This is a genomic window from Alsobacter soli, assembly GCF_003004785.1.
Taxonomy (GTDB): Bacteria; Pseudomonadota; Alphaproteobacteria; order Rhizobiales; family Beijerinckiaceae; genus Alsobacter; species Alsobacter soli.
In genome coordinates, this window is sequence record NZ_PVZS01000036.1 from 1 (window position 1) to 12,697 (window position 12,697).

General features: G+C 59.5%; 8 protein-coding genes and 4 pseudogenes. 9 read left to right on the forward strand and 3 right to left on the reverse strand.

The window, feature by feature from the left end; all coding sequences use genetic code 11:
• The 7 genes and pseudogenes from SLNSH_RS21800 to SLNSH_RS21820 all read left to right on the forward strand — a co-directional run.
• Positions 1-999: pseudogene (locus SLNSH_RS21800) on the forward strand (NAD-dependent succinate-semialdehyde dehydrogenase); the annotation flags it as partial.
• Positions 996-1,460 (forward strand): annotated as a pseudogene (locus SLNSH_RS21805) (aldehyde dehydrogenase family protein); the annotation flags it as partial. The pseudogenes SLNSH_RS21800 and SLNSH_RS21805, both read left to right, overlap by 4 nt.
• A 5-nt stretch (positions 1,461-1,465) precedes the next feature.
• A pseudogene (locus tag SLNSH_RS21810) lies at positions 1,466-1,798 on the forward strand (aldehyde dehydrogenase family protein); the annotation flags it as partial.
• Between the two features lie 40 nt (positions 1,799-1,838).
• Positions 1,839-1,943, forward strand: coding sequence for an aldehyde dehydrogenase family protein (locus SLNSH_RS25620; RefSeq protein WP_425353026.1), 105 nt, complete (start codon positions 1,839-1,841; stop codon positions 1,941-1,943).
• Between the two features lie 98 nt (positions 1,944-2,041).
• Positions 2,042-2,152 (forward strand): annotated as a pseudogene (locus tag SLNSH_RS24720) (aldehyde dehydrogenase family protein); the annotation flags it as partial.
• Positions 2,153-2,463: 311 nt separating this feature from the next.
• Positions 2,464-3,657 carry a restriction endonuclease gene (locus SLNSH_RS21815; RefSeq protein ID WP_106339957.1) on the forward strand — a complete coding sequence of 398 codons (1,194 nt, stop codon included), beginning with the start codon at positions 2,464-2,466 and terminating at the stop codon, positions 3,655-3,657.
• 103 nt (positions 3,658-3,760) lie between these two features.
• Positions 3,761-4,582, forward strand: coding sequence for a pPIWI-associating nuclease domain-containing protein (locus SLNSH_RS21820; RefSeq protein WP_146140348.1), 822 nt, complete (start codon positions 3,761-3,763; stop codon positions 4,580-4,582).
• A gap of 90 nt (positions 4,583-4,672) precedes the next feature.
• Here SLNSH_RS21820 and SLNSH_RS21825 read toward each other — a convergent pair whose 3' ends face one another.
• Positions 4,673-6,700: an AAA family ATPase gene (locus SLNSH_RS21825; protein WP_106339961.1), complete on the reverse strand. Its 2,028-nt coding sequence runs from the start codon at positions 6,698-6,700 to the stop codon at positions 4,673-4,675.
• A gap of 474 nt (positions 6,701-7,174) precedes the next feature.
• Positions 7,175-8,092, reverse strand: a complete 918-nt coding sequence (locus SLNSH_RS21835) for a hypothetical protein (protein ID WP_106339965.1) — start codon at positions 8,090-8,092, stop codon at positions 7,175-7,177.
• 232 nt (positions 8,093-8,324) lie between these two features.
• Between SLNSH_RS21835 and SLNSH_RS21840 the strand changes: the two genes are divergently transcribed.
• Positions 8,325-9,086, forward strand: coding sequence for a type II toxin-antitoxin system PemK/MazF family toxin (locus SLNSH_RS21840; protein ID WP_106339967.1), 762 nt, complete (start codon positions 8,325-8,327; stop codon positions 9,084-9,086).
• Positions 9,087-9,261: 175 nt separating this feature from the next.
• On the opposite strand, the gene SLNSH_RS21845 is transcribed toward SLNSH_RS21840, so the two are convergent.
• Positions 9,262-9,900, reverse strand: a complete 639-nt coding sequence (locus SLNSH_RS21845; protein WP_106339969.1) for a hypothetical protein — start codon at positions 9,898-9,900, stop codon at positions 9,262-9,264.
• Positions 9,901-10,560: 660 nt separating this feature from the next.
• Between SLNSH_RS21845 and SLNSH_RS21850 the strand changes: the two genes are divergently transcribed.
• Positions 10,561-12,390: a recombinase family protein gene (locus SLNSH_RS21850; protein WP_106339971.1), complete on the forward strand. Its 1,830-nt coding sequence runs from the start codon at positions 10,561-10,563 to the stop codon at positions 12,388-12,390.
• Positions 12,391-12,697 lie beyond the last annotated feature (307 nt).

Here is a 12,697-nt window from a genome sequence, read left to right on the forward strand (position 1 = left end):
GAGCAGGGCAAGTCGCTGGCCGAGGCCCGCGGCGAGGTCGGCATCAGCGCCGCCTATGTGCTGTGGTTCGCCGAGGAGGCGCGGCGCGTCTATGGCGACACCATCCCGTCGCCCTGGGCCAACCGGCGCATCCTGGTCACCAAGGAGCCGGTCGGCGTCGTCGCCGCCATCACGCCCTGGAACTTCCCGTCCAGCATGCTGTCGCGCAAGCTCGGCGCGGCGCTGGCGGCCGGCTGCACCGTCGTCACCAAGCCCGCCACCCAGACGCCCTACTCCGCCATCGCCTGGGGCCTGCTGGCCGAGGAGGCCGGCATCCCGGCCGGCGTCATCAACATCCTCACCGGCTCCGCCCGCGAGATCGGCGGCGAGATGACGTCCAACCCGATCGTCAAGAAGGTCACCTTCACGGGCTCCACGGAGGTCGGCAAGCTGCTGATGTCCCAGGCCGCCGGCACCATGAAGCGCGTGTCAATGGAGCTCGGCGGCAACGCCCCCTTCCTGGTCTTCGACGACGCCGACCTCGACGCCGCCGTGGNGGTGTCCATGGAGCTCGGCGGCAACGCCCCATTCCTCGTCTTCGACGACGCCGACCTCGACGCCGCCGTGGAGGGCGCCATCGCGTCCAAGTACCGCAACTCCGGCCAGACCTGCGTCTGCGCCAACCGCTTCTACGTGCAGTCCGGCGTCTACGACGCCTTCGCCGACAAGTTCGCCCGCGCCGTGCGCGACCTGAAGGTCGGCAACGGCCTGGAGCCCGGCGTCACCCAGGGCCCGCTGATCGACGGGAAGGCGGTCGAGAAGGTGGAGGAGCACATCGCCGACGTGCTCGCCAAGGGCGGCCGCGTGGTCACGGGCGGCAAGCGCCACGCGCTGGGCCATTCCTTCTTCGAGCCCACCATTGTGGCGGACGTGACGCCGGCCATGAAGGTCGCCAAGGAGGAGACCTTCGGCCCGCTCGCACCCCTGTTCCGCTTCGACACGGAGGAGCAGGCGNGTGCGCCAACCGCTTCTACGTGCAAGCCGGCGTCTACGACGCCTTCGCCGAGAAGTTCGCCGGCGCGGTCCGCGACCTGAAGGTCGGCAACGGCCTGGAGCCCGGCGTCACCCAGGGCCCGCTGATCGACAAGAAGGCGGTGGAGAAGGTCGAGGAGCACATCGCCGACGTGCTCGCCAAGGGCGGACGCGTGGTCACGGGCGGCAAGCGCCATGCGCTCGGCCACGCCTTCTTCGAGCCCACCATCGTGGCGGACGTGACGCCGGCCATGAAGGTCGCCAAGGAGGAGACCTTCGGCCCGCTCGCGCCCCTGTTCCGCTTCGACAAGGAGGAGGAGGCGATCGCCATGGCCAACGACACCGAGTTCGGCCTCGCCGCCTACGCCTACACCCGCGACCTCGGCCGCGCGTTCCGGGTCATGGAGGGCCTGCAGTACGGGCAGGTGGGCATCAACGCCGGCGTGATCACNTTGTGGCGGACGTGACGCCGGCCATGAAGGTCGCCAAGGAGGAGACCTTCGGCCCGCTCGCACCCCTGTTCCGCTTCGACACGGAGGAGCAGGCGATCGCCATGGCCAACGACACCGAGTTCGGCCTCGCCGCCTACGCCTACACCCGCGACCTCGGCCGCGCGTTCCGGGTCATGGAGGGACTGCAGTACGGGCAGGTGGGCATCAACGCCGGCGTGATCACCACCGAGGTGGCGCCCTTCGGCGGGGTCAAGGAGTCGGGCATCGGCCGAGAGGGCTCGAAATACGGACTCGATGACTACCTGAACATCAAGTACGGCTGCATCGGGCTGTAACAGAGATTCAAGGCAACGTTGCGCGATAGATCNGACCGAGGTGGCGCCCTTTGGCGGAGTCAAGGAATCTGGTCTGGGCCGCGAAGGCTCCAAGTACGGGCTCGAGGACTACCTCAACATCAAGTACGGCTGCATCGGCCTCTGACACTCTCCACCGTCATCCCCGGCGGCGCGAAGCGCCGGGAAGGGGATCCAGGTGACTGGGCGCCAAGCTGCCCCTGGATCCCCTTCCCCTCCGCGGNCACCGAGGTGGCGCCCTTCGGCGGGGTCAAGGAGTCGGGCATCGGCCGAGAGGGCTCGAAATACGGACTCGATGACTACCTGAACATCAAGTACGGCTGCATCGGGCTGTAACAGAGATTCAAGGCAACGTTGCGCGATAGATCAGGCCGCCTTTCTCACGGGCGAGAGCCGCGCCTACCACTGCACGGCCCGTGCATGTCCGGTTCCGGGCGGCTATCCAACGTCGGCACATGGCGCAAGGCGGAGTTGAGACGGCCCGGCGAATGAGTCGGCTATCCACCCAATGCGGGCCATTGCCCCACGGCGCGCCAAGGGCCGCTTCCGCTCCTGCAATGGACTGCCACGTGCCGCTGAGGGCTGCCTTGGTCTGGCGCACTGCTGCCTTGCTGGTCGGAATCACCGGCCCCGGCTAAGCTTTGCACATGAAGAGATACTCGTTCCTTGAACTTGCTAGTGCTGACCTGGTCATCGACGCCATTTACGAGAGCGATCGGCTGATCAAGAACGTCGCAGGCGAGCCTTTGGCCAGGCTAACTGGCACTGGCAACCAGGGCGGATTTCGGTACTGTGGTCCAAACTCCGTCCCGAAGCTCGTCGTCCTCTACAGCACGATGGCCGAGGCAGATTGGCCGGATGGCTTGGACGAGGAGGCTGGCCTTTTCACCTACTATGGCGACAACCGCAAGCCAGGGTACGAGCTCCACGATCGCCGCTCTGGCCGTGGCGGTAACCAGATTCTACGCCGGGCTTTCCAGCTCGCCCACGGCGACGAAGCGGACCGAGCGCTCGTTCCCCCTTTCCTCATCTTCGCCAAGGGTGAGGGCCGCGACGCAATCTTCAAGGGGCTCGCCGTCCCAGGTGCCGCCCATCTCGACCCGTCCAGCGACTTGATCGCGGTCTGGAAGCTTGCCGAAGGTCAGCGCTTTCAGAATTACAAGGCGACATTCACCGTTTTGAATCTTGATGTGGTGCCACGTGGCTGGCTCACTGAGCTTCAGTCAGGCAATCGCCTTGGTAGCGCATGCCCCTCGATATGGCGCGAATGGGTGCGGACCGGTAAGGCCAGACCTTTACGTGCTGAACGAGTGAGCCGGATCCGCACCAAGGCTCAGCAGCTTGGGGACGAAACGCGTCGGAGTATTGCCGAGGTGGTTCATGCTCACTTCAGTCCTGTTCCGCATGCGTTCGAGCACTTCGCTGCAGACATCGTGAAGTATATGGACCCAAATGTAACTTCGATCGACGTTTCGCGCCCCAGTCGTGACGGAGGCCGCGACGCTGTCGGCCGATACCGTATCGGCCAGCACCAAAATTGTGTCACCGTCGACTTTGCCATGGAAGCTAAGTGCTACAAGCCCTCCTCGGGCCTGGGCGTCGAGGTGATGTCACGATTGATATCGCGCCTACGACATCGCCAATTCGGAATTCTTGTTACGACGAGTTACTTGGGCGATCAGCCGTACAAGGAAATCGTCGAGGACGCTCATCCGATCATTGTCTGCTCTGGCGGCGACCTTGCCGGGCTTATCATCGAGAAGAAGGCGCTCGCCTCGCCGGCCGCAGTTCGGGATTGGCTGGCCGCAGCCTACCCGTTGCCGACACTTCAACCCTGCTGACCTATCCCGACAATCCAACTGAGTTACGCCCGCTAGCCAACGGCAAGTATGAGCCATGTTAACATCGCATATTCTGACCCTTACTGAGCAGCTCCGCCCCCACTTGCCGGACGAGTTTGCCGTTCATGTCCTGAACGGCTCGATCCGCGTGGCTTGGGACGCGGGTAATCCGATCCGGACCAACCTCTTTGCAGCAGGGCTGCGCGAGCTCGTGGGCTATGTGCTTCATGAGGCCGCTCCTGACGAGCAGGTGCGGCGGTGCTCCTGGTTCCGTGAGGACCCTAACCTCAAGGCTAAACGGGAGGCGGAGGGGCGTGAATCTGAGCCCAAAGCCACGCGCCGCCAGCGCATGATTTACGCAACACAGGGTGGACTACCGGATGATCTGATTGCCCGCCTAGGGGTGGACCTGGATGCCACCCATACCCGACTTTCAAAGATGTTTGAGAACCTTAATAGGCTAACCCACGTTCGGCCGGGGACGCGGATCACTGAGGACTCCGACGTGATCAGCTTTATGAAGGAAGCACTAGAGGCTGTGCTGTGCTTCTATCAAACGCTGTCTGCATGTCGGTCAGAGATCGCAGAAGTCGTCGCCGAAGAGGTCAATGACGAGGCGCTTGCCGCACTCACTGAGACCGTTGTCGAAGAGCTGGATGAACTGTCATCTCACACGTTCGTCGACGACGTCGTTACCGAGGTGGTGCGCATCAAAAAAGTTACTGCGGAGATGGTGAGCCTCGAAACAGAGGGAACCGTCTACGTGACCCTAAACTACGGTTCGAAATCAGATTTTAAACGCGCCGATGGTGTCACCTTAGCTCACAAGTACCCATTTAGATTGCAGCTCACAGCATCAACGGCGGACATTCACCGGCTCACGCCAGGAATTCCGACCGTTGATAACAGCAGCTTCTATGAGTGAGCCGCGGCCTTTACACCGCTCGTGAGGGTGCCCAGGGGCGGCATATTTGATTCAAAAAATGCATCACGATAACGGCTGCCGCTCGGGCGGTCAGGCGATCGGCTTCAGCGCGTACCCAGGCAGGATCGTAGTTGACGCTTCGATCTGAGAAACTATCTCAGTGAGTGTGTCGAGGTCCTCGCTGGTCGAAACTATAACCTGCTGATTGGTGGTTTGATGAGCCGCTGCTCGCTCCAAGAGTTTTCCAAAACTAACACGGGAGGAGGATTGTTGGCGGGGTTCGTCGAGAACCAACACACCAGGATGATTGGTGGGAAGTTGTTGGTCGAGTTCCATAAGGGCCAGCTGATAAGCCCATTTTAGCCGAATAGCATCGCTCGCGGATGTCTCAAAACCGATTTCGTAGCCTTCTTTCTGCGGCCTGTAGCTGTCCTCGTCGATCGTCAGCTCATTAGGATCGAAGGTCGAAAATCCAAACTCCTGAGCTCGCCGCTGAAGCAAGGAGGTCAACGCGTCCAGCTTGCGTTTATCCAATTGGCTCATTCTGTCCTTGGGAAAAGCCTCGTATAGCGCAAGCAACTCTACCCGCTTTGACGCCAAAGAAGTCAACTTTTCAACTGCATCGTCGAGACCCGACTGAATCGCCTCAAGATCGCGGACCCGAGCTTCAGCGCGCACTCTCTCTTCAATTGCAGCTGCTGACGGGCTACTGGTGGGCGCGACAAGATCGGCCCGGACGACGCGGATGCGGCTGTAGAGCTCGGACAATGCGCGTTCTGTCTGCGCCAATTTTTGCAGGAGCCTTTCGACTTCGCCGTTCTCGCGCGCGAGGATATTTTCAAACATTCTAAGTTGTGATCTGATGTACTCAATGTTCTCGTCAATTGGCATCACGGCGTCAATGACTAGCTGAGACAGCAGGGAGTCGACCAGGGCCTGTTCACAGGTCGGGCACCGATGAGGTGTTAAGTTGGCATCAGAGCCAGAGTAACGCTGGAGCTTCTGCACGTCCTGGTTTTTGTGAAGATCATAGGTGAGTGTTTCGATCCGCCTCTGAAGAGAGACGACGTCAGCCTCCTTCAGCTGCTTGGCTTTGTGGACCTCGATCCGCGAGCGGTTCAATGCCTCGACCTGCTTGTTGAGAGCCGTAAGCTCGTGCTCCAAATGGGCTGCTACTCCGCTCACTGCCGGAATGGGTTCGTCGCTTAGGTCTGCTATGCGCTTACGGAGTTGCTCAAGCACTATTCCTAATGGCTTTAAACCGCCCTGATCATCAATCAACACGCGACTCCGGCGTATTTCATCAGCCGTGAGCGTAGGATGAGCGGGGAGGCCATCTATCTTAGCAAAATTCAGACGTGCATGATGGTCAACTTCGTCCCAGATGGTACGCCACTCCCTAGTATTTTGGTCGAGTCGCTCTTGGAGCCTTTGACGTTCCAGCTCAAGTCGCGGAACATCAAGATCCATCAGGAATTCAACGGCCCGTTTGTGCACTTCGCGAATTCTGAAGTAGGTAGGAATTGCAGCGGGGATTGCAGACCACCCGACCTTTTGCTCAACCCAAAATAGCGGAAATATTGTTTCTATATAGAGCTTGCACTCGGGGCCGTCGTAGCGACGGACGGATGGCAGATTCCAACCGATGAAGTCTTCGAGGAAGCGGTGAAATCCAGCCTCTCTTTGGGCTGCGCCGGCATCTGAAACGAAAAACTGCCGCCGCTCTGCAATCAATTCAGGTTCGGTAAGAGTCGGGCCGAAATCGACCATCACGATCCGATTGTCGATGCCTTGCTTTTTTACCGGGCGGTGTACCGTGATGATGCGGCCACTGCCGTTTTGCATCTCTAGCGATACGATCGACTCCAAAACCGGTTGGACGGTTTCGTCATCTGACTTCAGAAACGTTGTCATTGCATGTGGGAGGGGTACCTCGCGACGCGGGCTGAGCATTTTTTCCATGCCCAACGCGTAGAGCATGCCCTGCATGCAGGTCGACTTACCTTTCGTGTTGTCCGCCCAAATCACGTTCAGGCCGGCGGAGAAGGTGATGTCCGTTCCGTAAGGGCCGACAGGAGTAACCGCGCGTAGGCGCAAGTGCCGCAAGCGAAGTGTCATTGGACGTCCTCCATGCGCCAAACTCTATCTAGCTGCGCCTCGGTCAATTGCCTTCCCACCTCCGCCAAGAACTTGCGCTCTTCGCGGAAAATCTCTGTATCTGCGTCTAGAGTACGGGCGAGTTTTTGCCCGGCTTCGGTTAGTGAAACCGACCTCCCTTTGGCGACGTCCACGAGGCCAAGGGCGTGGGCATAGGAAACGGCCCGGTTGAGCCAAGGCTCAACACGCACTGAGATCTCGTTACTCCGTATCCGTCCGCCCAACAAAGATCGTACGTCTTCTCGGCCTTCTGGAGTGCGAACTGCATGCGCAAGGAACTGCAGTTTCTGAAAACTACCTTTTTTTCCGCGGCAGTATAACAGGCTGAGCAAAAGAACCCCTATACCCCAAGACATTCTAAGATCGCCAGCAATCGGCTCAGGTCGAGCAGTGAACGAGAAAGTCGCGCCTGCGATGGCCTCTCGAAAGGGGTTGTCAGCACGCATTTGGAAAATCCAGGGGGCAACGCATTATCCACTCCGAAAGCGTGCCCAGTGCGATATCCTCCGCGTTGGCCGACGAAAGCGTCGGGGCGGCACCCTTGATCGCGGCGATTAGCGTTTCCAATTCGGTGTTCATGATGTTGTTGGGAACAGGCCCGCCTTGAGGGCCGACATAGCTCAGCCGGCGAGCACGGCTGGAAATCGCAGAGGCCACTTTCTCGTGAAGATCAGGCGCGCTCACGCGAAGTGCGTCGATGAGAGCGTTGCTCCTTAGGAACAGCTCGACGCCGCCTACAACAACATCCTGTACAGTGCCAGGTGCCATTCGCTTGGAAAGCTTAGCAGTCGCATTCGCGAGAAGATCGGGGGAGCCCGCCTGCCACTCATCCAATTCCTGTTGCGTAGGTGGCTGCACATTTAGAGATATGTTTGTCAGCGCCGACATGGCTGCAGCCAAGGCCGCTCCAGGAAACGAGCCTTGATCATGCACGCACACCTCAAACTCTTGGTCCAGATGGCTGCACCCTAGCTTTCTTAAGTCCTCCGTTTTTTTAGCGCAGTGAAGATTAACCTCTTTGCTATCGTGGACGGGGACCAAGAGAACCCATGTGCGGACCGGCACGCCATGAAAGATTCTTGAAACGTCTGCAGCTCGGTCAACAATCTTTTTAAGGTCGGTCGTGATCTTTGATTTTTGGCGGCTAGCCCGAACGTCGATATCGATAGGCTCTTCGACGCAATAGCACTGATAGATGACCGAGTCTGACGTGGAGTAGTAGTCTATGCCGAAATCCCCAGCGTGTGTGGCTGGGATTTTGTGCACGTTCAGGCTGCCATGCCTGGCCTGGAGCAATGACAGCGCAAAGGTTTCCCAGTCATCGGGATTCCATTGCTGCACGACGCTAGCCACGCCTCCTCCGAAGGATCGTACCAGAGGCGGTCCTTATGCACGTAAACGCCTGGCACGACAAGCAAGAGTGCTCAAGCTCTGGGGCCCTTTGGCCACTGAATGGCTCGATTAACCGCTTCCCCGAATGCTTGCTGCATCCAGCCGCGATTATGGCGGTCCGTCCAGCGCGCATTCAGCGCTTGATCAAGCGGGTAGTCTGCTCTAATCGGAAAACAAACATCATGTAAGCAACATGCCGCACGCGTTCAGAATTTACAATTGCCTGAAGTCGCTTGATTTTCGTGAGGAGTTTGCTCAGGCCGTCGCCGCTGCAGTAGAGCAGGCCAAGACGCCAGGGGCTCAGTACCACGAAGCGAGAGTGGGTGACGGAATTTTCGACGGCTGCCGTGATGAGGCCAAGGCCGACGCGTTCGCCGTCGTTGTGCGCCACTGTTACGCGAACGAGAAGCACAAGGCCCACTACGACCAGACCGCCATTAAAACGAGGCTCGTTAGGGCTGGTATCCCGGTCCTCGCAGCCGAAGCGTTCTTGGCCGCATTGGATCCAGCCGTTGTGGCGATGAGGCGAAACGAGACCCGCCGGCTATTCAAGCATCCTCCTCGTGCAGGCCGTGTGGTCATGTGCGATTTCACTCACCTGTCCAGGCCGGAGATGCAGAAGGAACGGCGCGCCATCATTGTCTCGTCGACCTCGAGCTCGCCGGGCCGCTGCACCGTCGTGCCCGTAAGCATGACGCCACCCCGAGATCGGGAAGACCCTCATTTCCACAAATTCGAACCGGGAGCCTATCCCTTCTTTCATTCTTCGAACCCTGTTTGGGCCTGCTGCGATCACGTCTACACTGTAGGAATCCAAAGGCTTTGGCAGATCAACATCCGCCACAGGGCGGAGGTGCCTTCGCTTTCTGCCCAGGATCTGAGTTCAGTTCGAGCGCTAGTGCGCAACCATCTGGGGCTCGGGGGATTGACAGGCGACCACGCGTCGAACATATGATGCGTCACTTGCTGGGGATGCGAGAGCGTCCTTTCAGCCGACCCTACGTCCGAAAGGTCTTAGGGTTGGGGGTTACCTACGGGTTTCCCCCCCAAACAGAAAGGCCCTGCCGCGAGGTGGGGCCTTTTCGCTTTGAGTACCCTGACTGGCGCGAGGGTGCCAGCAGGTGCCGTAATCAGTGCCGCTGGTCGGCGTCGGGTCGCCCCGGCGTCGCAAACGGCAGCAGGAGCATGTGCTCGCGGTATGCCGCGTTTCGCTTGGCAGTCTTAGACGCGTAGTCCAGGGCGCCAGGCACATCGTACGCCTCTGTCAAATGCAGCCCGCCAGCCGCATTGAGCCGATGCCAATGGATGGCCAGACGTCCGTCGCGATGGGCGACCTCGAAAGCGTCCGCCAGGGCGAGCCCGCGAGGTGCAACGTCTTCCCTAACGGCCATCACAAAGTGCACGTGAGGAAACTCCTCGCCAGGCATTCGAGCCGCGCGACCGGCGGACGCGTGCTTGACCGCGGGTTCGTCGATCCAGCCAACGGTGCGGGGCTGCAGCTCAGGGTAATCGGCATAGCGACCGCCTAGCAGGTCGGAGAGGACGCGCAGGTACCACCGCTGCACGTCCGAGCACATCGCCTTGACAGCCTCTTCCGGTGACAGCTTGCGGGTCGCGCCGGCGAGGACGTCGGCCTTGACGACGCGGTCAGGAAGGAGGTCCGCAGGGGCGTCCAGAGCGAAACGCCGGTCGTGATAGCGATCGAACGTCAGCGTGACGAGGTAGTGGCGGCAGGTGCCTGGCTGCGTGAGAAGCCAGTTCGCCCACAAGAGCACCTCATGTGCGTAAGTCGGGAGGCCAGGGACGGAGCCAGGATTTGAAAGCTGGAACATCTGAGATCCGGGAGAATAGAATGACAAATGGCTCGCCTCGTGCGAGGCGACCAGAAGAGCGGGGCTGGAAGGGAGGGCTCAGGCGAGAATTTCGAACGCCTACTTTACTGCCTTATCGAGCCACAAAGACATAGCAAAGCAGGACAGCAAAGTAAAGGATCATTTATTTTAAAGTTTTTTGCTTTCGCGTCGCGCGCAGGCGGGCGCGTGTTCGAAATGGGGGGCATGGTAGGTCGTACGTGAGGCATTGCAAGATAGTTTGCAGCAAGCCTGTCCCTACTGTCCCTACTGTCCCGCAATGGGATCTGACGCCGCAGCATCGTGGCGGCAAGCGGGCTCAGGGCAGTTCTGGCGATATGTTTAGTTGCCTACTGTCCCTTCTGTCCCGACCGCCCCTGCACGCGGAGCGTGCCTTAACGGGTGCACGATGAGCCGCGTGCCTATCGGGGTCCATGCGGTCTTCATCTGCTCAGGAGGCGCTTTGAGCCGTGTACCCGTCCGACGCTGAGTGATATTATCGTCACGTGGTGGGCACGACTTCGAGCTATTGTGTTCAATTGATTGTACCAGGCGATATACGCTGTTTAATATGAGCCTATGAGCACCACTGCACGTCGGCCTCGCGCGTACTCCTATCTTCGAATGTCTACCGACATCCAGTTGCGTGGCGATAGCCGAAGGCGGCAATTGGAGCTCTCCACGCGATATGCCGAAGAGCATAACCTCGACCTGATGGACGGGCGCATGGAGGACATTGGCATCTCGGCCTTCAAAGGTGCCAATCTCAGAAAGGGCGTTCTAGGCGAGTTCCTGACCGCGGTAAGAGAAGGAAAGATCGAAAAGGGCTCGTACCTGCTAGTGGAGTCGCTCGATCGGCTTTCGCGCCAGGACGTATTTGCGTCGCTGACACTTTTCATTGAGATCTTGAACGCGGGAATTATTATAGTCACGCTTGTCGACAAGCACGAGTACCATGCTGGTGCGGAACTAACCATGATCATGTATTCGATTATGGTGATGAGCCGTTCTAATGAAGAATCGTCTCTCAAGAGCACGCGCCTAAGCTCGGCGTGGTCGAACAAGCGCAAGAACATATCGAGCCGGAAGCTGACCGGCCAATGTCCAGCCTGGCTGCGGCTGAATGCGGCAGGCAAGTTCGACATTCTTGGCGATCGGGTGGACGTTATTCGTCGCATCTTCGATGACAGCGCAGCCGGTATTGGTAGCTACACCATCGCCAACCGCCTGAACGAGGGTGGGGTGCCTCCCTTCCGTAGTGACGCGGGATGGCAGATATCAAGCGTTAACAAAATTCTGAACAACAGAGCCGTTTTGGGCGAATTCCAGCCGCATAGGTTCGTGGAGGGTGAACGCGTTCCCGAAGGCCCACCCATCGCGGACTATTTCCCGCGGATAGTCGACGACGAGCTTTTTTATCGCGTGAAAAGCGCGCGTGAGTCACGCAGGCTCGGGGGAGGAGGTCGCCGCGGCGCGCACATCAGCAACTTGTTCTCAGGATTAGCTAGATGCGGCTATTGCGGAGGGAAGTTGCACTTCGTCAACAAAGGTCAGGGCCCCAAAGGCGGCACCTACCTGATGTGCGACAAGGCCCGCCGGGGCTTGGGGTGCGAGCGCACCGCCTGGCGTTACGAGGATTTCGAAGCGGCTGTGCTTCAATACGTGCATCGCCTCGATCTGGCTCAATTGGCCAGCGGAGCGGATGAAAGGTCCCACCGAGCCCAGCTCGACGCGCGGATCAGCTCCCTTCAAGGCCAAATCTTAGAGGCGCAACAGCGGCGGGATCGAGCTTTCAATCTTTATCTCGATAGTGCGTCTGACCACGCAAAGTCAGGGTACGAGCGAGCCGACCGTCGTGTGTCTGAACTCGATCAGGAGCTGAGCACAGCCGCGGCATCCCGCGACAAGTTGGACGGCGAGGAGAGCCGGTTTTACGAAAGCCGCGAACAGATTCAGAGCCTAATTGGTCGGCTCGGCAAAAGAGATGACGAGGAGACCTACAAGCTGCGGGCTCAGCTGGCCGCCCGCATGAAAGGCCTGATGGCTGCCTTGGACGTCTACGCCGCAGGGAAGGAGCCGCTGGATAGAGCGACCCTGAGGGATGCGAGCGCTTTGGCTGAGGCCCAATCAGAGCCGATGCGATCAGCCCTGGCTCTGATCAGCAAGGATCTGGCTAGCGAGTCCGCACGTCGTCGCTATCTGACGATCGTCTTCAAGGACGGAACGCTGCAGGTGCTTTACCCGGACGACACGACAGGGGTGAAGAACATCAAGCTGGAGAAGGGGATCTGGCACACCATCGACGCAGGGGGGACGAGCGATGTGGACCGCCCGATTGCCTGGGCTAACGCGGATGGGGCCAGTGCAGGCTCACTGTCGGACGCGCCCAGTATAGATAGCAAGACATAGGAGCTCTGACCTCAGTTCCGTCGAGCCCGCGGCACGGTTTGAACGCCGCCGCGGTCAGAATTCGGAAATGCTCCCGTGCGGTGGATTTGAAGCAAGGCACCACGGCACGTACCCCCTTGCAGGATGGCGGCTCTGAGAAAAAGCAACCGCCGGCCAGCCCGAATGTCGCCATGAAGGCTTCGGATTTGGCTCCCGTTGTAGAAGCTGCGCGTACGAGGCGACCGGACAACCCCCCTCGCCACTCAGGTGGAACGCGCATTCATGGTGTCGGAAAGCCGACCCACTTTTCCCTAAACGGGAGAAGTGT